This is a genomic window from Dehalococcoidia bacterium, from assembly GCA_030018455.1.
In the GTDB taxonomy this organism is placed as follows: domain Bacteria; phylum Chloroflexota; class Dehalococcoidia; order DSTF01; family JALHUB01; genus JASEFU01.
In genome coordinates this window covers 41,480-60,657 of the sequence record JASEFU010000008.1, presented here as the reverse complement: position 1 = coordinate 60,657, position 19,178 = coordinate 41,480, and the positions used below count along the sequence as shown (strand labels likewise).

The window sequence follows — 19,178 nt, the reverse complement described above, 5'->3', positions numbered from 1 at the left end:
GGCGGCGCGTTCGGCCAGGCAGAATCTTACAGGAAGGCCAAAGTTATGGGCCACAGGAGCCCCGGGCGGGGGGGGCGGGAATGCTGGCAGCGCGCAAAATGCCGAAGATCCTATGAGAGAGCTTCTATCACAGACACGCTCTCCGGTGGGTGCTGCGTCAAATGCCAGACCTTGCTGACTCGGTTGCGCCCGAAGAAAACGGCGACGGCCTCGAGAACGACAGCGAGCCGGAGGACGGCTCCGGCGGGCCTGAGTCATCCCTTGCCGGCGACGACCTGAAGGCGGCGATGCAGGGCTGGACGGAGGCTTTGCGTTCCGTCCAGAAGAGCATCGACGACGCGGCGGAAGCGATTCGCTTCCTGCGCCGCACGATGCAGGATATGGCGCCGCTCTGGCAGAGCCTGACGAACCTGGAGGACGCGCTGAGAGGGAGCGTCCCATCGCAGCGTTCCGTGGAAGACGCGCGCACGCCGACGCCGTTCCCCCGACCGGTGGTTCCCACGCTCGTAGAAGATGTCGACGAGGAGGAACCGGAGGTCGTGCCGGAGCCGGCAGAAGAGCCACCGAAGGCAGCGGTGACCCCGCAGGACGTCGGATGGGAGTCGTTCAGGCGCCGGTCGGAGGAAAGGGCAAGGCCGCAGCCCCGAAGGGAGCCGGAGGAGGCGCCGGAGCCGGTCGCCCTCGAGCCGCGGGCGGCGCTAAAGCCGGTCACGCTGGTGCCCGATGATACCATCGCGGCCTACTCATACCGGATGACGGTCGAGGAGCCGGGGAAGCCGGTAGACCTCGTGCCGCTGCACCAGGCGCTGAACAATGTTGCTGCCATCCGCAATCTGTCGCTTATCGGCTACATGAACGGCGTCGCATCAATCGCCATCGAAGCGACGGAAGAGATAGCGGCGGCGGAGGTGGAGAGCGCGATAAGCAAGACGCTGAAGCAGGAATGCAGCGTCATGACCCATGATGAGAGCACGTTGCTGGTGCAGATAGGTCGAAGCGCCCGAAGCAGTTGATTCGGGGAGCGAGAATTCATGGAGATGATGCAGAAAGAGGAGCGGCAGCCGATGAAAGGAGGCATAGGCAGGTGGCTTCTGGGCTCGGAGAAGACGAAGCGCCGCGCAGCCGAAGGCGACGGCGCGGAGCTTGAGCCGGGGGTGCTGCAAGCGAAGGTGCGCCGGCTGCACGAGCTTAACTTACTGTCGCTGCTGCTCCACAGCGCCGGCACGACAGAAGAGATGATGGCCCTCTTCCTCGAACGGGCGCCGGACATTACAGGTGCAAAGATCGTCTATCCACTGCTGCTCGACAGGCGGCGGGACGTGCTGCACGCCAAGCCGCTGGAGGGAACGAACGACCCGCGGCTGGACCAGGCGTCCCTGGCCTTCGAGGCGGAGATGACGCAACTCGAGTTTCCCCTGTATCTCCGGAGCACGCGCCGCATCGTTCTCGAGGGTGGCGAAGTGGTGCTGACGAGCACGGTGCGCGACCTCGCCGAGGACGTTCTCGGCCGGCAAAGCTGCGAAAGCGGACAGAAGCGGCTGGACGTGAAGAAGCTGGCGATGGTGCCGCTCGTCATAGGCGACGAACCGCTGGGACTCATCACCTTCATGTTTGATCACGAGGACATCGACGTCGAGATGCTGGAGATGCTGGCCGGCCACTGCATGCTGGCGCTTAAGGCGGCGCTCGATCAGAACGCGGCCGGCCGCTTTGGTGAAGTCGACGAGGTGACGTGGCTGTACAACCGCCGTCACTTCGCGGAGAAGCTGTCGGAGGAGATAACCCGCGCCCGCCGCTACAGCCGTGCCCTTTCAATCGTCCTCTTCGATATCGACGGCTTCAGCGTCTTTAACGAGAGCTACGGTCCGACGATGGGCGACAAGCTCCTCCGCTCCGTCGCGATGACCCTCGCGACCTCGCTTAAGGAGCCGGAACTGACGGCGCGCTACGGAAACGACGAGTTCGCGCTGCTGCTGCCGGAGAGCAATCGAGCTTCGGCGGTGGCGCTGGCGAGCAAGCTGCTGGCGCAGATCGGCCAGGTCACGGTGTTTGGGGGCAGCGGGCCGCCTGAGCCGGTGACGGCAAGCGTGGCCATCGCCTGCTATCCTGAAGACGGCAGCAACCGCGAAGAGTTGCTGGAGGCGGTCGAGGCGTCGCTCGAAGAAGCGAAGCGGGAGAAGAAGGACTCGCGCAGCGGCGCCGGGGACTCGCTGAGCTGGATCGTGAGCGAACGCGCGTAGCAGCGCAATGGGTAATCGCAGGCTGGGGCCTAGACGGTGCCGCTTGCTTGCAGCCAGACCTCTCTTCAGCAGATAGACGCCGCGATGCCTGCCTACCGCAGGCAGGCTTGCGGCCGAGCGTCGCATCAGCAGAGCAGCCGACAACGCTCGCTGCGGAAAGCTGCGGGATTCATCCCGCAGGACTGCACCATCAACGATAGGGCGGGCATCTTGCCCGCCAGGCATCTTGCCCGCCAGGCATCTTGCCCGCCGCCACGCCTCCTCCTCGCCTTCCGTGAGGTTTCGCTCCTGTGATATCCTCTGCTTCAGCGAAACGCGCCTCAATGCGTTCGCCCCTTGTTCATCAGCCTGGGGGTCCAACATGAGTCCGCCGCTCGAAGGCGTGAGAGTCGTCTCAATGGCCGAGCAGTACCCCGGCCCCTACTGCACGCTCCTCCTCGCCGACATGGGCGCCGACGTCGTCCTGGCGGAACGCCCCGGCAGCGGCGACCCGTCGCGCGGCCCCGGTGGCATGTCCGACCACTTCGCGGCCCTGAACCGCAACAAGCGGAGCATCACCGTCAACCTGAAGTCGGCGGAGGGGCTGGAAGTCTGCCGCCGGCTCATCGAGCGGGCGGACGTCTTCGTCGAGGGCTTCCGGCCCGGCACTATGGACCGCCTGGGCCTGGGCCACGAGGCGCTGTCGACGCTGAACCCTGCGCTGGTCTACTGCTCGATATCGGGCTTCGGGCAGGACGGCCCTTATCGCGACCGTCCAGCCCACGACATCAGCTACCAGGGGATTGCGGGGCTGCTCGCCAATCTTATCGATAGGGGCAGCTTCTCCAACCGTCCGGCGGTGGCGATCGGCGACCTGTCGTCGGGGATGTTCGCGGCGCTGGGCATCCTCGCCGCCCTTTTCGCCCGGCAGCAGACGGGACGCGGCCAGTACGTCGACGTGTCAATGACGGACGGCCTCGTCTCCTGGATGACCACAGCGCTCTACTCGCAGCTCAAGACGGGCCGCGCGATGTTTCTGGGCGACGGCGCCGGCTACGGCGTCTACAGGACCGGCGACGGCAAGTACATCACCCTCAGCGTCGCCCTGGAGCCGCACTTCTGGCGCAACCTGTGGACGGTGATGGGCCGTCCGGACCTCGGTGCTCTGTCGTTTGTCGAGAGGATGCAGCGGAACGCCGAGCTCGACGCCATCCTGCGTGAGACCTTCCTCACGAAGACCCGCGACGAGTGGGTCGACCTGCTGGCCGCGGGCGACGTGCCCTCGGGGCCGGTGCTCACGTTAGAAGAGGTAGCGGCGCATCCTCAGATACAGGCGCGTCAGATGGTGTTCCAATGGGAGGCGCCGGACGGCCGTGTGGAGAAGCTGGTCAATCACCCGATACGCTTCTCGGAGACGCCCGCCGCCATGCGGCTCCCCGCGCCCGCTCTGGGAGAGCACACCGACGAGTTGCTGCGCCAGCTCGGCTACGGTGACGACGAGATACGCAGGTTGCATGAAAACAATGCGGTCTAGCCGGGAGGGAAGCGTGTCCACGAAGCGTTTCGTCGCCCTCCTGCTCTCCTGTTTCCTGCTTGCGGGGGCCCTTCTCATTGCGGCGTGCGACGGCGACGCCGAAGAGGGCGCCTCCGGCAACCTGCTCGTAAACCCAGGGTTCGAGGAAGGCGCGGACCCCTGGTACTCGATGGAGACGCGCGGTTGGGGAGAGCCGTTCGAGATCAGCGAGGACGTCGCCCACTCAGGCGCGCGCAGCGCCCTCCTGAAGCTGCGTCCGCCCTCCGAGCCGGCGCAGCACCGCGTTTTCGGCGTCGTGCAAAGTCTCAAGCCCGATAGCTTCCCCGAGTTCCTTTCCGGCTTCTACCGGGTGGAGAACTGGCGCAAGGATGCGCCCTTTCAGTACCTGCAGTTCGTCGTCATCGCCTTCCCCAAGGGCGGCCAGGGCAACATTCAGATCCGCTACCTTCTCGCGGGCGCGGACGCCGAACCGTTCGAGATCAGCAACGCCCGGTTCGTCTTCGTGGGAAAGGACGAGCCGCGCACCGGCGAATGGGTCTATTTCGAGCGAGACGTGGCCCAGGACTTCCGCGAGCTGTGGGGAGAGGTGCCGCAGGAGCTGGATGAGCTGCGCGTCTTCTTCGAGGCGCGCTATGACGCGCCGGGCCTGATCACCGGCGAAATGCACGGCGACGTCTACTACGACGACCTCTACCTGGGGAGCAAAGCCGGCGCTCCGTCCCATCCCTGATCTTGCGCACACATTCTCACCGGTAAGGGGGCAACCGTGGTGGAGACGGGCGTCAGCTATTTCAGTTCCCGCACCCTGCGCCACTTCCGCGCCGACCTCGACGACATGCTCGCCCACCACTGCAGCTACGTCGTCCACTGCCTCACCGAGACCGACCTTCTCTTCTACCGGGACACCATGCGCGAAATCGTCGCTGCGACGAAGGCGGCAGGACTCGGTGTATGGCTCGACCCCTGGGGCGTCGCCGGAGTGTTCAGCGGCGAAACGCTGTCGCGCTTCCCGCTGGACAACGTGGAGACGCTGCAGGTGCTATCGGACGGAAGACGCGCGCCCGCGGCCTGCCCCAACCACCCGGAGACGCGGCGCTTCCTGAAAGAGTGGGTGCGGGCGGCAGCGGAGACGGGCGGCGACGGCGTGGTCTGGGACGAGCCCCACTTCTTCGTCCCGCTCATGCGCGAGGAGCGGTCGACCGCGTGGGCCTGCCGCTGCGACGTCTGTCAGCAGAAGTTTCGCGAGCGCGCGGGGCACGCGATGCCGGAGACGTTCGACGCGGAAGTGAAAGCGTTCCGCGACGCCTCCGTAATCGAGCTGATCGACGAGCTGTCCACCGAAGCGCGGCGGCTCGGTCTCCAGAACGACCTCTGCCTCTTCCCCGTCGATTTCGTCGCCGCCGGTTTCCCGGAGCTGGCGTCGCGGCTCGCCCGGCTTGTCGGCAGCAGCGACCCGGACGCGAACCCGCTGCTCCAGTTCGGCATCTTAGACTGGGAGGCGGCCGCCGCTATCCCCGCGCTCGACATGCTGGGCACCGACCCCTACTGGTTCGCGCTCGCCGTCGACCGGGAGCCGTTCTTCTCCGTCTTCGTCGAGAAGGCGCTGGCGCTGGCCCGGCGCAACGGACTCAAGTCGCAGGTGTGGGTACAGGCGTTCCTCGTGCCGGAGGGACGCGAGGAGGAGTTGAAGGAGGGGCTGCGCCGGGCAGCGGCCCTGGGAGCGGACTACGTCGCCGCCTGGAGCTACGGCGCGTCGGAGAGCATCTCGCGGATTCGGTGCGCGCGGCCGGAGGTCGTGTGGCGGATCATCGGCGAGGCGTTCGGAGAGCTGCAGGGCGCGGGTCAGGTTATGGGCGGCAGCGCCAGCCAGTCGTAGCCGATGGTCGGGTCGTCGTGGGGGATGCGCCCCTCTTCTTTCGGGTCGTACACGCTGGAGGTCAGGTAAACGAGGTGCGCCTGCCCGCCGATCGCTTTGCAGCCGTGGGCGACGCCGGGCGGTATCTTCAGCAGTTGCGCCTCGTAGTGCTCGCCGAGAAAGACCTCCTGTAGCTCTCCCTTCGTCGGCGAGCCGTCCCGCAGGTCGTACAGCGCCACCTTCAAATCGCCGGCCACCACGTACCACCAATCGGTCTGCGTCGGGTGGACGTGCCACGCCTTGGCCACGCCCGGGAACATGAGGGAGTGGCTTACCTGCGCCCAGCCCTCGCGGACGATGCCCTCGGTGGCGCGCACGACCTCGCGAAAGAAGCCGCGCTCGTCGGAGTGGGTAACCAGGGTCTTTATCTCAACGCCTTCGATCACAAACGGCAGCCTTCCCTGCTGAGTCGCCGCCTAGTATAGCAGCGCCCGGCCCTCGGGCAAATGGGAACTGCCACGACTTCTCCTCGAACGGCCCTCTATCAAGAAGCGCCGCGCCCGCTGATTACCGCGGGAATCGTCTTCAAGAGAATCGTGATGTCAAGCCAGAGCGACCACTCTTCGATGTACTTCAGGTCGAGGCGCACCCACTCATCGAAGTCACTGATACGGTTCCGGCCGGAGACCTGCCAGAGACAGGTTATGCCCGGCTTCACGGCCACCCTCAGTTTCTGCCAGTCCGTGAACCGCTCATAGTCCTCCTGAAGCGCCGGCCGCGGGCCCACCAGGCTCATGTCGCCCTTGAGGACGCTCCAGAGCTGGGGTAGCTCGTCGAGGGAGCGGCGCCGCAGAAACCGGCCCACAGGCGTCACGCGCGGGTCATTCTTCATCTTGAACGCCGGGCCGATCATTTCATTGTGCGCCAGCAGATCGCTCTTCATTCGGTCGGCGTCCTGGACCATCGTGCGGAATTTGTAGCCGGTGAAGTAGCGGCCTCCGCGGCCGACCACTCGCCATCGGTAGAGAATCGGGCCGGGCGACGTGAGCTTGACGACGAGGGCGAGAAGCAGAAACAGGGGGGCGAGAATTGCGAGCAGGACGGTCGCCACGGCGATGTCCATCGCCCGCTTCAGGGCAAGCTGCAGGCGAGGCGCATCCGTGAGCTCACGGGAAAACGGCGTTACGCCGCCCGCCGTCTCGGTTCGGTCTCGCTCGGCTCTGATTGCTGAGTCTGTAGCCAATTCCGTTCCTCCTGACGATCGCTCCTGCGGTGACGCTTTCGCCCGGCAATCTCGCGGAAGAAGCGATCATAATCGTCGGCGATGGCGTCCCAGGAATAGCGCTTGCGTACGCGCTCCCTGGCGGCGACCCGAAGCGCGTCGGCGCGAGCGGGGTCATTGAGCAGAGCGTTCAAGAGCGCGCTCAGCTCTCTCCCCGACTTCCGCCACAATAGGCCGGCGTCACCCACGATCTCGCGGTTGAACGGCACATCCAGCGCCGCGGCGCAGCAGCCGCACCCCATCGCGTGCAGCAAGGCAGGGTTTGTCCCGCCCACTTCATGACCATGCAGGTAGGCGAATGAGTTCGCGAATATCTCTTCGATGTGTCCGGGCTCGTAGACGCCGCCCAGAAAGCGCACGCGGGGGTCAGCCGTGCGCTTCAGGTCTTCCAGGTAACGGCTGCGATAGTTGGCGGCGCCCACCACCGCCAGCTTCTTGTCGGTCTCAACCTGGGAGAAGGCGCGGACGATGAGGTCGATGTTGTTCTCAGGCTCGATGCGGGCCACCACCAGAAAGTAGTCCCCCGAGACGAGGCCGTACCTGTCGAGAACGGCTGGATTGCTGGACTCAAAGAGATTGGCGCCGTAGGCGATGAACTTGCTGTCGCGGCCGTACTCGCGCCGAAAGTAAGGCTGGAGGGCGCGCGAGTCGCAGATGAGGTGGGTTGCCGTCCAGCGGGCACCGATCGCCTCCGCGATGCGCAAATAGAGGCGCCCGACCTTCCCCCACTTCCGGCGGCGCCAATCGAAGCCGTCGGTGTTCATCACCACCGGTATCCCTATCAGCCGCGCCAGCAGGTACAGGAAGCTGGCCCGGAAACCGAGCACGTACAAGAGATCGAACCGCGACAGGAACGAGTGGGCCGCGCTCAGGGACTCGTGGGAAAGCGTTTCCAGCGACTTCGTGTAGAGGGCGGGCAAATAGCGCAGCTTTACGCTTCGATACGTCTCCGGCCGCGAGGGAAGCGAGTAGCGGGGCCGGCAGTAGACCGTCACGTCGTGGCCACGCTCCACGAGGCGAGGAGCCAGCTCCGAGGCGACCGTCTCGAAGCCTCCCCAGCGGGCGGGAATCCCGCGCGCGCCGATGATCGCGATACGAAGCCCTCCGGCGGCCGGCCTTTCTTTGTTGCCGAAGGCGATTATTCTCGCTGACGACACGGCTATGCCCCCTCGCTCTCGGATAGTTTATGGCCGATGACCAGCATCTGGTCGCTCCCCTCGCCGACCACGCGGTCAATCACGAGACCGCATTCGGCGCACATCTTTCGGATCTCCTGCGACGAGACTCTGCATCCCCGCCAGGCGGCTGCGACCGTATATCCCGGGTCCACCGGCTTCCCGAGCAACCGCCTCCGTGCGGCCGCCACTAGGGCGCGCAGCAAATAGCTGGTTCCCGAAACGAGCCTCCGCACGGCGAAGCGGCGCCTCCCGTTGAACTCGTAGGCAAAGCAACCGCCCGCGCTCAACCAGCCGCCAGCCGATCTCCTCGATTGCGGTCTCCGAACCACCGTATCGCGCCGGAATGCCCCTGCTTCCGACCATCGCGATCCTCATGAGCGCTGACTCCTTCCGCTAATAACCGTCTTGTGCTCCGCTATTGCAGTGGCTGCCTTCGACGCACCGAAACGTGCCCTGAACGCCTGCTCGTACGCTTCGACGGTCTTCCGGGCGGTGGCCGCCCAAGAAAACTCTTTCGCCCGCGCCAGCCCGCGCGCCGAAAGCCTCGACCGTAGCTCCGGGTCCGCCAGCGCGGCTCGAATCGCGCGGGCGATGTCGCCGGCGTCCAAAGGATCGAAATAGACCGCGGCATCGCCTCCCACTTCGGGAAGAGACGACGTGTTGGACGTGATAACGGGAGTGCCGCAGGACATCGCCTCCAGGACGGGAAGGCCGAAGCCTTCAAAGATGGACGGATAGACGAATAGGTCAGCGGCGTTGTAGAGGGCGGGCAGGTCTTTATCCGGGACGTAACCTGTGAACGTTATCCTCTCGCTCAACCTCGAAGCTCGCGCCGCTTCGAGAACGGGCGAATGCAGCCACGCCTTCTTGCCGACGATAACCAGGCGATGAGGAATGTCGCTTTCGCATGCTGTGGCAGCGAAGGCCTCTATCAGGCGCCGCAGGTTCTTCCGCGGCTGAATGTTGCCCACGTACAGAATGAACGGGCCGTCGATCCCGTACTCCCTGCGCACGGCATCGATCCGCCGGCGGTCGTCCAGCGGATGAAAGTGGGGGGCCGGCGCCGCCGACGTGACCACGATCTTCTCCGGGTCGATGCCGTAGAAGCTGACGAGATCTGCCTTCGTGAATTCGGAGACCGCGATCACGACATCGGCGCGGCGAGCGGAAAAGGGGACAAGGGTCCGCGCCCGCAGCAGCTCGCTGCGACTGAAGAAGTCAGGATAGCGTTCGAAAGAGATATCGTGGACTGTGAGGACGGTGGCACAGCGAGGAACGACCGGCGGCAGGATGTAGTGCATGTGCGCCACGTCCGCTCGACGTCGCCACAGCTCGACGGGCAAGAGGAAGGGAATCCGCACCAGCGGCGAATGCAGCGGCAGGACGCGCACCCTCACGCGACCGTTCAGGGAAGGGGGAAGGCTGCTCAGACCGCGCCGGTCGACGTAGACGGTGTACTCGCGACCCGCTCCGTCGAGGCGCGCCAGGGCATCGATGAGATTTAGAGTGTAGGTCTCGTTGCCGGTCGCCTGATGCCCTACCATGTGAGCGTCAATCGCAATCTTCAACGCGGGTCCCTTTCTCGAGCAGCCTCACCGCTCCCATCATCAGTCCGAAATACACCCAGATGAAGCCCAGCCAGAAGGCGTCGGTTGCCTGAAACGCGACGAGCTGAGCGACGGCAGCGATGGTCAATGCTCCCAGCATTGCCCCCACCTGTTCGTCGCCGGCGCGCGCCGAAGCCCGCACGGAGTGGAACAGCAGCGCGCCAACAAGGCCAGCGAAAAGAACAAGACCGACGATTCCCGTATCGTACAGAGTGGCCAGTTGAGGACTGGGCAACGCCGATAGTATTTCGGGGTGGTTGATGTGAAAGCCGTCGGTGCCCCAGCCAAGCAAGGGCTTTGACCGCCACTCATCGAGACCAAGGTCGATGTTTTTCAGCCGCGACACGGTGTTCGTGTCGGATCGTATGGCGGAGAGCGTGGCAAAGCGCGCAGAAACGTCGTCGGGCACCCCACCGAGGTCGAACCGGAATACCAGCGTCAGGGCAACCGCGGCCATTCCTGTCACCAGTAACGCCGTCCGCAACCGCACGCCCCGCAGGAAGACGACGGCGAGCACCGCGGCGGCGGCGAAGGCCACCCAAGCTGCCCGGGTCAGGCTCATGATCAGCGCCGCCATCGCCAGAACGAAGACGACGGACAGCAACCCGCGCTGAAGAGTGGGAGCCCGTGACACAAGAAGAGAACCGCTGAGAACAGCTATGCCGGCGGCGTAGGAGCCGAAGATGTTCCCCTCCCACAGTGTCCCCTTGGCCGAGACAACGCCGGTGATTGGGTCATGCTGCACGCCCACGTCCCACCCATTTAGGTGCCAGACAATGAGCGCCCCCACGCCGAATGCGCACGCCCCTGCCCCCGTAATGAGCAGCGCCCGCAGCGCCGCCAGGAGTTTCGCCCGGTCTGAGACGTACCCGAATATGAGGTAGAAGAGGGCGACGGCGAGAGTCATCCGGACGACTATCCGCATGCTCTTGTAGACATCCGCCGAGTTCATGACCGAAGACAAGACATTTGTCAGCAGGAAAAGGCCGATCAGCAGGGCGAAGGGCAGCCGCTGAGCGCGATCACGGCCGGAGGTGACGCGCAACGCCCAGGCCGTCAGCACTACCAGCAGAACGATGTTCTCCACCTTGGCATTCCAGCCCGCGACCTCAAAGTTGTAGCGGTTGAAGGCCGTTGAAGCGATGAGCAGATAAATCCCGAGGTCCATACGGCGCGCCACCAGCATGAAGGCCGCCGCAAGCCCGATCGGCGCGAGGACAAGCACCGGACGGTTAAGCAACGGGACCAGCAAGCCGGCGCCCGCGACAACGAAGTAGACCAGCAGCAGGGGGAAGGCGATTCCTCCCGCCCTTTCGCTCGATTCGAGCGACGCGTAAGGCGCGCAGGCTCTCATCTTCCGCCCCCCGCGCTCGCTGCGCCGCCGCTATCTGAGTGACTGCCGTTGCCGAGCACGTGGCGGTAGACTGCCAGGGTGTTTCGGGCCGTGTTCTCCCACGTGAACCCGCGGGCCCTCGCGAGCCCCCGTTCGGCCATCTCCTGACGCAGGGCCCTGTTAGAGAGGACTCGGGAGAGCGCGCCCGCCCAGGCGTCGACGTCCTTCGGGTCCACCAGGATAGCCGCATCGCCCGCCACTTCGGGGATCGATGACGTGTCCGCGGCGATGACCGGGCGCCCACAGGCCATGCCCTCGATGACCGGCACGCCGAAGCCCTCGTGCAATGTCGGCATGACCACGGCATCGGCGAGGTTGTAGATTGCGGGTAGATCGTCGTCGGGAACGTGACCCAGAAAGACGACGTCCGTCTCCAGACCAAGCGCTTCGACTGTCGCCTCGATGTCGGCGTAGCCGGGAAGACCGGGGCTCACGCCGCCGGCCAGGACGACCTTTCTTGCCCCCCAGGAATGGGCCCGCTTCAGCCGAAAGACAGCGCTCAGAAGGGTGGGGATGTTCTTGCGAGCAGCGAGATTGCCCACGTGAAGAATGAATGGTGTGTCGAGGCCGTAGCGCCGCGCGACCCCTTCCGTCGCGAGGCCGGAAAGCGGCCGGAAACGCTGAAGGTCGACTCCCTGAAGCACAACATGCACCTTCTTTGGCGGCAGACGGAGGTATCGCAGGACATCGCGTCGGGCGTGCTCGGAGACGGCGATGACCGCGCGGGCGCGTCGCGCCGCCAGCGGGACGAGAAGCCTTGTGTACCAGAGCCATGGCTTGCTGTAGTGCTGCGGGAAGCGCACGTACGCCATGTCGTGGATGGTCACGACCAGCGGGCAGGGCGGCACCAGCGTGCTGACGAAAGCAGGGGCATGCAGGAGGTCGGGCTTCAGCCGCCGCAATCCCGCTCTGAGGCCAAACTGCGTCCACATCACCTGGTGGGCGCCGCGCATCGCTCTCGCCGGAAGACTTGAGCGGTGGTCCAGGGGCCGCGGAGCAATCAGCGTACTGACGCACACCCCGAACGTTTTTTGCAGCGCGGCCGTCACGTTTTGCGCGTAAACGCCGGTCCCTGTCCGGATGCGGCCGGCGTGCGTCATGTCCCAGACGACGTGCAGGCCCTCTCCGTCGAGGTCCGTCGTGGCCTGCTCTTCGCCGTCAGACCCTACCGGCCGCTTCTCAGTCGTCTCCGAGTCCACTTTGTACCCCACAAACCGTATTTACGCCGCCTTCTCCCCCGCCGCCTCCACAACGCCTTTCGCGACATGCTCCTCGAATATCGCAAGCATCGACTGGGCGTAGCGCCGCCAGGAAAACGTATCGGCCACGAAGCGCTGTCCGTTCCCCGCCACCTGCGCCGCGAGCCCGGGTCCGTCCATCAATCGGCGCAGGGCAGCGGCGATGGCGTCAGGATCGCGCGGAGGGACGAGCAGCGCGGTCTTGCCGTCTTCCAGCACCTCCTGCACGGCGGCCCCACGCGACACCACGACCGGTTTCCCGCAGGCCATCGCCTCGATGACGGCGAGGGCCCAGGTCTGGTTCTCGTTCGGAAAGAGGAAGGCGTCGCAGGCGTGGTAGTAGAGCTTCAGTTCGTTCTCGTCGACGGCGCCCGCGAAGGTGACGTGCTCCGTGATGCGCAGGCGGCGCGCCATCTCGCGCAGGCTGTACGCGTACTCGGGGTACTGCTCCGGAGAGCCAGCGATGAGCAGATGGAGCCGCCGCCCCTCGTTGAGGAGCGAGGCCACGGCTTCGAGGGCGTCCTCAATGCGACGATGGGGCATCAGTATCCCCAGAGCGAGGACGAGGAAGCAGTCTGCCGGTATGCGGCGCCGCCGCCTGATCTCGCCCGCGTCCCCTCCCGGGCCGAGCCGCAGCGCCTCGATATCCACGCCGCTTCTCACGACGGCCGCGTCGATCCCGTACGTCGCGTCGAGGATTCCCTTCGCGTAGCGGGAGAGGACGACGACGCGGTCGATCTCTTGCACGGCGGCGGAGTCGTAGCGGAAGAAGAGGCGGCGCAAGAGCGCGCGCGGCGAGAGGCCCCGAGCCGCGTCCGGCGGCCAGGGCGGGTCGTTGCACATCCAGACGATGGCCGGCCGGCGGGCCATGCGCCGGGCGGCGCTGACGGCGGCCCAATGCGGCGGCCAGTGGTGCGGGTTGAGGACGTCGAACCCGTCCTCGATCCCGCGGGCCATGCGCCTCATATCGAGGAAGGCGCGCAGCCGCCGCGACGGCATCAGCGCCGCCGACGGGTGCTTCCCCGTGACGACGATGCGCAACCGCGAGCAGACGTCGGGGTAGCAGCCCCCATCGAACGCGGGGGTGTAGACGGTGAGGTCGTGCCCCATCTCCTGAAGCTCCCTGGCGAGATAGACGGCCTGGCGGTCGCCGCCGCCCTGCACCGTCAGATCAGAGAGCAGTATCGCGATCTTCATCGCTCGTCCTTTCAGGCGGCCTCCTGACAAGCCGTGGCGTCGTTATCGCCGCTTCGCAGCCAGGAAGGCAGAAGCGTCGCGCCAGCGAGCCTTGCCGCCATCGCGGCGCACTCGCGCGCCGAAGCCTGCATCTCCTCTACGTGGGGTCGTATTCGCTCCTTGATCTCGTCCCGCGACTCGAGCGCCGCGCGGACGCGCGTTGCCACCTCCGCCGGCCGCAGCTCATCGAGGCCCACGACCTGTTCTTCGCAGTGCAGTCGTTTCATGAACTCGCGCACCTTCGGGTCGTAGGCGATGGCGATGCTGGGCACGCCGCAGGCTGCCGCCAGTACGTTTGAATGCAGCCGCATGCCGAGAACGATGTCACAGTGGCTGATGGCAGCGACCGCGTCGAAAGGAGTGTGGCAGGTTGCCGTGTCGGTCTCGTGCGCGTACCGCATGCGCGATATCACCTCTCGCTGAGACGCCACGTCGTCGTCCGCGCCGCCGTGCTGCAGAGGGACGAAGAGCAGCCGGGCGCCCGCGGCCTCGACTACGGCGTCCAGACACTGCGCCAGTGAATCGACAAGGCGCGCCGGGTCGCCGCCGCGACGGATCGGGTCGAGATGGAACCAGGGCCGCAGCGAAACGCCGATCAGCGTCTTCTTCGACGCGCGCTCGGCGGGCCCGTCCGCGGCCATGACGATTGCCGCATCGGCTGTCACGGTCACGTCGCGGCGTACACCCGCCCGTCGCAGGTTGCGGGCCGAGAACTCGTCGCGGACCGTCACAACGTCAACCGCATTGGCGGCGAGACGCAACGTCTGCCGGAAGACCGACGTGCGCGGTGGATGCACCCCCACGGCGTAGAACATCACCGGCCGGCGCAGCGCCTTCGCCACAACGGCCAGCAGCAGATAGGGACGGTAGAAGTGCGGCAGCACGTCCTGGAGCAGACCTCCGCCGCCAATGAGGACAGCCGATGACCTCCGGATGAGCGCGATGAGACGGGCGGTCTGACGGGGAGACCGCCAGGAGAGGCGGGCGCCGTCGAGCCCGGTGAAGCGCCGGATAGCGACGCGCGTGTTCCCGAGAATGACGGTCTGGGTATCGACGGCGGTTTCGGCGAGAAGGCGGGAGGTCGCCAGGGCGATTGCGTCATCGCCCAGATTGCCAAAGCCGAACGCGCCGGCCATGAGGATGAGCCTACTCATCGTCACCCTCACGTCGTTCAGGCCGCTCCCTTTTCGTTGCCGATAGGAACAGGGTGAGGCCGCGTGTGCGGAAGTAAGGAAGGAAGCGCAGGGCGGGCAACGCGCCGCCAAATAGCTTTGTTGCGGCCCATGTGAGCCGGCGGTTCCCCAGAAAGGGCATCAACGTATAGCAGCGCTCCACGCGGAATCCGCTCTCTTCGAACAGGCGGCGCAGCTCATGCAACAGATACACGTGATGATGGGTCGGGTCATCGAATAGAGCAGGGTCGGGGTAGGCGGCATTAGGAGTAGCGACGACGACCCGCCCACCGGGGGCGAGGACGCGATACCACTCGCGCAGCGCCTCCTCCGGCCGCTCGAAGTGCTCGATCAAGTGCTGCGCCACGACAGCCTGAAAGCTGCCGCTGGCCAGGGGAAGACGCGTCGCATCGGCAAGTGCCACGGGCGCGACGCGACTGGCCAGCGAGACAGCGGTATGGTTTACGTCCACTCCCATCGTGAGGGAGGCACGGCGTTCACGATGGCAGGCGGCGAGCAGGAGGCCGGCGCCGCAGCCAAGCTCCAGCACCCTGTCATCCCGCGACGGAGCGGCCAGCGCCAGCAGATGCCTTATCTCCAGGCGAAACATGGGGCCGCCACGGGCGTCGTAGTACTCCTGCGAGTACCCGCCTGCGGGCGCGCTCGTTACCGCCGTTCCTGCCTCTCCAATTGTCATTTCACGCCGCCTCCTGCGTTACTGCCGCCTGCCGCCGCCCCGTCGGCGCGAGTCGCCACAGGACGCGCACCTCCTCGACCCGCAGGAACGACGCGGCCGCCAAATACACGCCCCCCGCCAGCAGCAGCAGGGTCATTTGCTCTACCCCCATCAGAAGGTACGACGGAGAAGGATAGGCGCGGTCGAGCGCCAGGAACGCGACGCCATAGAAGGCGACGGCGGGCGCGCTCGCCAGAAGGGGGCGGAGCGCAAACAGCCCCAGGCGTCGCAACGACGGGACTTCGCGCACACGGCGCACCATCCGGAACATTACGAACGTGGTCAATATGTGGTGGCCGGCCCTTGCCATCGCGAGGCCCACGAGCGCCCAGACGTGACTGAGGGCAATCGCCGCCGTCGCGTACAAGCCAAGGGTCATCAGCTCCACCTTGAGCGGCGTCGTGAAGTCGCCCCCAGCGTAGATCGCCTTCTGGAGGATCTGCGTCAGGCCGACGAAAGAGAGGGCGACAAGATAGATGGCGAGGACGGCCGCCCCGGTGTGGACGTCTGAGGAAGAAACGTCGCCGGGCCCGTAGGCGAGGCGCATCAGCGGCACGGAGGCGGCGGCCATGAGGACGGAGACAGGGATGAGCACCGCCAGCAACACCCTCGCCGCCTGCGCAAGCGTACGCGCATACTTCTCGCGGTCGGTGGCGGCGTCGCGGACAAGCTGGGGATAGAGGACGATGCCGAGCGATCCGTTGAAGACGATGGTGGGCAGCACAAACACCGTCACGGCGATGGTGACGATCGAAACGCCGCCCTCCGTGGCCATCGAGGCGAGGGCGCGGTCGAGGAGGGGCGCGCAGTAGGCGATGCCCATGTAGAGCACCACCGGCGCCGACTGGACAAGCACGCGCCTCACGCCGGGATGGCCGAGGCGCATCTTCAGGGAGTAGGCGATGCCCTTACGCCTTACGAAAAACAGCAGGAGGGCGACGTGCAGTACGCCACCCAGCAAGACGCCGGCAGCCGCCGCCTCGATTCCGATTCTTTTGCCGCCGATGACGACGAAGGCAATTGTGCAGGCGTTGATGATGAACGAGTTGAGAGCGGGCGTAAAGAAGTGGTCTTTCGTGTTGAGCACGGGACCCAGCACGCCGGCGAGGCAGAGGAGCAGCAGCAACGGAAGGGTGAAGCTCATAAGCCCGGCGCTCGTGTCCGCGCTCTCGTTCGACAGGCCGGGCGCGATGACGCCCACAAGCGAGCGGCTGAAGAACACGCCGGTAAGCACAATGAGCCCGACAACGACGGCGACGAGGTTCAGCACGGAGCTGAAGGTGATCCGCGCGTCGTCCGGCCGGCCCGCCTCGACGTAGTTGACGTAGACGTGCACGAGCGCGGGCGCCAGCGCGCCGAGAACGAGGACGGCCTGGAGGATGTTGGGCAGGAAGATGGCGACGAAGTAGGCGTCGGAGTCGCCGGAGAGGCCGAAGACGGACGTAATCGAGGCGTTGCGGACGTATCCCAGGACGCTGCCGGCGAGGGTCAGCGTTCCGACGACACCCACAAGACCGTAAAGTCTCTTCATGCTTCAGTCCTCACGACGATCGAGCGCCCGGCAGCAGTCCGCGCGACGCGCCTAGCCGGCCGCGCTCTGCGTCGCCGGCTCTTCGACCTCTTCGTCCTCGATCTCTTCCGCTTCCTTTCGGACGTCCATCTCGGCGCTCTGAACGAGAACCGACGTAAGGGCGTGTACCAGAATCACGTGGATGTCCTCGATCATCTTCTGGTTGTCGCAGGGCACGACGACGTCGATGTCGACCACCCTGCCGAGCCTTCCGCCGCTGAAACCGGAGAACCCGATAGTGACGGCTCCTGCTTTCGTCGCCGTTTCCACGGCGCGGAGCACGTTGGGGGAGTTGCCGCTGCCCGAAATGGCGACGACGACGTCGCCGGGTCTGAGCAGCGACTCAAGCTGGGCGGCGAAGACGTTATCGAACGAGGTGTCGTTCGCCCACGCCGTCACCAGGGAGACGTTGTCGACCAGCGAAAACGTGCGCAGGCAGCCCGAATTGCCGCGCCTGTTGGGCTTCATCCAGTCCGCGACGGCGTGGCTGGCGGTAGCGGCGCTGCCGCCGTTGCCCATAACGTATACCGTTCTTCCGCGGGCGCGCGCCCGCAGCAGCTCCTCGCCCACTCTCGCCAGGTCAACGAGGGGCAGCAGTTCCAGGGTGTCCTGCACCTGCCGCAGGTACTCCTCAAGCAGGAAAAGGACCCGCGTGCGCGGCAGCTCGCCGTTCGGCGATCGTCCCCTCCCGCCGTTCTTGCTGCCTCTGTGGTTTCCCAGTCTGATCGGTCTCATGTTGCTCTCCCTGCGATCTCTGTTACGACGCTGGACCCTGACTTGCCGTGAATGTGCACAGATGTGTAGGACGCCGGGACGCTTCGCTCCCCTGCCAGCATCCGCTTGAAAGAAGCGAACAGCAGGCGAAGGTCGAGCCAGAGAGAATAATTGCGGACATAGGCGACATCTTTAAGTGTTTGCTCTTCCAGCCCATCCCTGCCGGAGGAACCTGCGGCGGGGCCGGTGAGGCCGGGGCGCACGAGCAGCAAATTGCGCATCCAGTCTTCTTCGAGGCGTTCCATTTCGGGCAGGGCGCGCGGGCCGACGAGGCTCATGTGGCCGCCGAGCACGTTGAGCACGTTGGGGAGCTTGGCGAGGCGTCCCGAGGATATGCGGTTACGGCAGGCCCAGGCCAGTCCCGGCAGCAGCCCCGGCGGCGGCGGCCCGCTTGGCGCAGCGATCGTCAGAAGGGTGAACGGACGCTTCTTTCGCCCGATAACGGCCTGCCGCAGAAGGACCGGGCCGCCGCCGCCCAAGCGCGACGCCAGCCATCCAAGCGCCACGACAGGCCCGGCGAAAACCAACAGCAGCAGCGACCCAACGTAGTCAAGCGACCGCTTGAGGACCGCGTTGAGTCCGGTGATGCGCAACGGCTGCAACCGCACGATGGGGAGGAAGCTGCTGTCCGTCATCTGTGCGCCCATCAGAACGAGATGTTGCAGTCCGGGCGCGACCTTAATCCTGATCCCCTCGTTCTCCGTCGCCATTTCCAGCAGGTCGCGGTAGCTCTCCCAACCGATGGCATGCGGCACGATAACGATCGCCGACGCCCCCTGTTCACGCGCCACTTTGAAGGCGGAGCGCGGGTCGCCGAGCACGGAGAGTCCGTCGGTGACGCGGCTTCCTAGGGGCCGGTAGTCATCGAGAAAGCCGACGACGCGGATGCCTTTCGACTTCGGCGCGTTGAGATGGAGGGCGACGGCCGCGGCGTGCTGGTCAGCGCCCACGATGAGCCACTTCCGGACGAAGAGGCCCGCTTCGTGCAACCGGAAGACGAGCCGCCGGACCATGAAGCGCCAACCGATCACGAACGGCGCGGAAAAGAGCACGGGCAACACCAGACTGCCCCTCGAAACCAGCTGATCGGAGAGGAAGGCGGCTATCAGCAACAGCGCGCCGCCGGTGGCGCTGCCCTTGACGATGGCCGCGTACTCGCTGTGCCCGGCGAAAAGGGTATCGGAGTCGTACAGCCGGTTGAAGGCGAAGAACACGAGCATGAGCGGCGGTAGCGCGGCGGCGAAGGCTACGCCGGCCGTCGTCGGCGATGAAGGATCGAAGAGGCCGCGGTCGAGGGCGAGCCCGAGGGCAAGCGCGCCCGCCAGCATCAGCAGGTCGCCCGCCAGAAGTGCCGCTATGACCGCGTGTCTTGCCCTGAACATGA

The 19,178-nt window shown here is 65.8% G+C and carries 17 protein-coding genes and 1 pseudogene; 5 read left to right on the top strand and 13 right to left on the bottom strand.

Translation table 11 applies throughout. From position 1 onward, the window contains the following. Window positions 1–161 precede the first annotated feature (161 nt). The 5 genes from QME71_09520 to QME71_09500 all read left to right on the top strand — a co-directional run bounded on the left by QME71_09520 (window position 162) and on the right by QME71_09500 (window position 5,629). A complete protein-coding gene (locus tag QME71_09520) occupies window positions 162–1,013 on the top strand; it encodes a hypothetical protein (GenBank protein MDI6858536.1) in 852 nt (283 codons plus the stop codon). 51 nt (window positions 1,014–1,064) lie between these two features. Then, a complete protein-coding gene (locus QME71_09515) occupies window positions 1,065–2,240 on the top strand; it encodes a sensor domain-containing diguanylate cyclase (protein ID MDI6858535.1) in 1,176 nt (391 codons plus the stop codon). Window positions 2,241–2,601: 361 nt separating this feature from the next. Continuing rightward, on the top strand, window positions 2,602–3,753 hold the full coding sequence (locus QME71_09510; protein MDI6858534.1) for a CaiB/BaiF CoA-transferase family protein: 1,152 nt from the start codon (window positions 2,602–2,604) through the stop codon (window positions 3,751–3,753). A 13-nt stretch (window positions 3,754–3,766) separates the two neighbouring features. Beyond that, window positions 3,767–4,483 (top strand): DUF3047 domain-containing protein, encoded by a 717-nt coding sequence (locus QME71_09505; GenBank protein ID MDI6858533.1) that lies wholly within the window; start codon window positions 3,767–3,769, stop codon window positions 4,481–4,483. Window positions 4,484–4,519: 36 nt separating this feature from the next. Next, a complete protein-coding gene (locus tag QME71_09500; protein ID MDI6858532.1) occupies window positions 4,520–5,629 on the top strand; it encodes a hypothetical protein in 1,110 nt (369 codons plus the stop codon). Here QME71_09500 and QME71_09495 read toward each other — a convergent pair. The 13 genes and pseudogenes from QME71_09495 to QME71_09435 all read right to left on the bottom strand — a co-directional run bounded on the left by QME71_09495 (window position 5,596) and on the right by QME71_09435 (window position 19,176). Continuing rightward, complete coding sequence (locus tag QME71_09495; GenBank protein MDI6858531.1) at window positions 5,596–6,054, bottom strand: dTDP-4-dehydrorhamnose 3,5-epimerase family protein; 459 nt, start codon at window positions 6,052–6,054, stop codon at window positions 5,596–5,598. The two genes, QME71_09500 and QME71_09495, sit on opposite strands and share 34 nt — an antisense overlap. A gap of 98 nt (window positions 6,055–6,152) precedes the next feature. Continuing rightward, window positions 6,153–6,851: an exopolysaccharide biosynthesis polyprenyl glycosylphosphotransferase gene (locus tag QME71_09490; protein MDI6858530.1), complete on the bottom strand. Its 699-nt coding sequence runs from the start codon at window positions 6,849–6,851 to the stop codon at window positions 6,153–6,155. Beyond that, a complete protein-coding gene (locus QME71_09485) occupies window positions 6,791–8,047 on the bottom strand; it encodes a DUF1972 domain-containing protein (GenBank protein MDI6858529.1) in 1,257 nt (418 codons plus the stop codon). Before QME71_09485 ends, QME71_09490 begins: the two co-directional genes overlap by 61 nt. Before the next feature lie 297 nt (window positions 8,048–8,344). Further along, window positions 8,345–8,443 (bottom strand): annotated as a pseudogene (locus QME71_09480) (DUF1972 domain-containing protein). Then, on the bottom strand, window positions 8,440–9,636 hold the full coding sequence (locus QME71_09475) for a glycosyltransferase family 1 protein (GenBank protein MDI6858528.1): 1,197 nt from the start codon (window positions 9,634–9,636) through the stop codon (window positions 8,440–8,442). Before QME71_09475 ends, QME71_09480 begins: the two are co-directional and overlap by 4 nt. After that, window positions 9,620–11,029: an O-antigen ligase family protein gene (locus tag QME71_09470; GenBank protein ID MDI6858527.1), complete on the bottom strand. Its 1,410-nt coding sequence runs from the start codon at window positions 11,027–11,029 to the stop codon at window positions 9,620–9,622. The genes QME71_09475 and QME71_09470 overlap by 17 nt, the downstream gene beginning before the upstream one ends. After that, window positions 11,026–12,267: a glycosyltransferase family 1 protein gene (locus QME71_09465; protein MDI6858526.1), complete on the bottom strand. Its 1,242-nt coding sequence runs from the start codon at window positions 12,265–12,267 to the stop codon at window positions 11,026–11,028. The genes QME71_09470 and QME71_09465 overlap by 4 nt, the downstream gene beginning before the upstream one ends. 21 nt (window positions 12,268–12,288) lie before the next feature. Beyond that, a complete protein-coding gene (locus tag QME71_09460) occupies window positions 12,289–13,503 on the bottom strand; it encodes a glycosyltransferase family 4 protein (protein ID MDI6858525.1) in 1,215 nt (404 codons plus the stop codon). Between the two features lie 11 nt (window positions 13,504–13,514). Continuing rightward, window positions 13,515–14,696 (bottom strand): polysaccharide pyruvyl transferase family protein, encoded by a 1,182-nt coding sequence (locus QME71_09455; protein MDI6858524.1) that lies wholly within the window; start codon window positions 14,694–14,696, stop codon window positions 13,515–13,517. Continuing rightward, window positions 14,689–15,411, bottom strand: a complete 723-nt coding sequence (locus QME71_09450) for a class I SAM-dependent methyltransferase (GenBank protein MDI6858523.1) — start codon at window positions 15,409–15,411, stop codon at window positions 14,689–14,691. The genes QME71_09455 and QME71_09450 overlap by 8 nt, the downstream gene beginning before the upstream one ends. Window position 15,412: 1 nt before the next feature. Then, window positions 15,413–16,981, bottom strand: a complete 1,569-nt coding sequence (gene murJ / locus QME71_09445) for a murein biosynthesis integral membrane protein MurJ (protein MDI6858522.1) — start codon at window positions 16,979–16,981, stop codon at window positions 15,413–15,415. Window positions 16,982–17,032: 51 nt separating this feature from the next. Then, window positions 17,033–17,755: an SIS domain-containing protein gene (locus tag QME71_09440; GenBank protein MDI6858521.1), complete on the bottom strand. Its 723-nt coding sequence runs from the start codon at window positions 17,753–17,755 to the stop codon at window positions 17,033–17,035. Beyond that, complete coding sequence (locus tag QME71_09435) at window positions 17,752–19,176, bottom strand: sugar transferase (protein MDI6858520.1); 1,425 nt, start codon at window positions 19,174–19,176, stop codon at window positions 17,752–17,754. The genes QME71_09440 and QME71_09435 overlap by 4 nt, the downstream gene beginning before the upstream one ends. Between the last annotated feature and the right edge of the window lie 2 nt (window positions 19,177–19,178).

What these genes read in the sequence shown, in the direction of transcription:
- QME71_09450 (MDI6858523.1), bottom strand. Translation starts at nt 15,411, where the DNA reads ATGACAATTGGAGAGGCAGGAACGGCGGTAACGAGCGCGCCCGCAGGC.
- QME71_09455 (MDI6858524.1), bottom strand. Translation starts at nt 14,696, where the DNA reads ATGAGTAGGCTCATCCTCATGGCCGGCGCGTTCGGCTTTGGCAATCTG.
- QME71_09515 (MDI6858535.1), top strand. Translation starts at nt 1,065, where the DNA reads ATGAAAGGAGGCATAGGCAGGTGGCTTCTGGGCTCGGAGAAGACGAAG.
- QME71_09470 (MDI6858527.1), bottom strand. Translation starts at nt 11,029, where the DNA reads ATGAGAGCCTGCGCGCCTTACGCGTCGCTCGAATCGAGCGAAAGGGCG.
- QME71_09435 (MDI6858520.1), bottom strand. Translation starts at nt 19,176, where the DNA reads ATGTTCAGGGCAAGACACGCGGTCATAGCGGCACTTCTGGCGGGCGAC.
- QME71_09460 (MDI6858525.1), bottom strand. Translation starts at nt 13,503, where the DNA reads ATGAAGATCGCGATACTGCTCTCTGATCTGACGGTGCAGGGCGGCGGC.
- murJ (MDI6858522.1), bottom strand. Translation starts at nt 16,981, where the DNA reads ATGAAGAGACTTTACGGTCTTGTGGGTGTCGTCGGAACGCTGACCCTC.
- QME71_09440 (MDI6858521.1), bottom strand. Translation starts at nt 17,755, where the DNA reads ATGAGACCGATCAGACTGGGAAACCACAGAGGCAGCAAGAACGGCGGG.
- QME71_09510 (MDI6858534.1), top strand. Translation starts at nt 2,602, where the DNA reads ATGAGTCCGCCGCTCGAAGGCGTGAGAGTCGTCTCAATGGCCGAGCAG.
- QME71_09520 (MDI6858536.1), top strand. Translation starts at nt 162, where the DNA reads ATGCCAGACCTTGCTGACTCGGTTGCGCCCGAAGAAAACGGCGACGGC.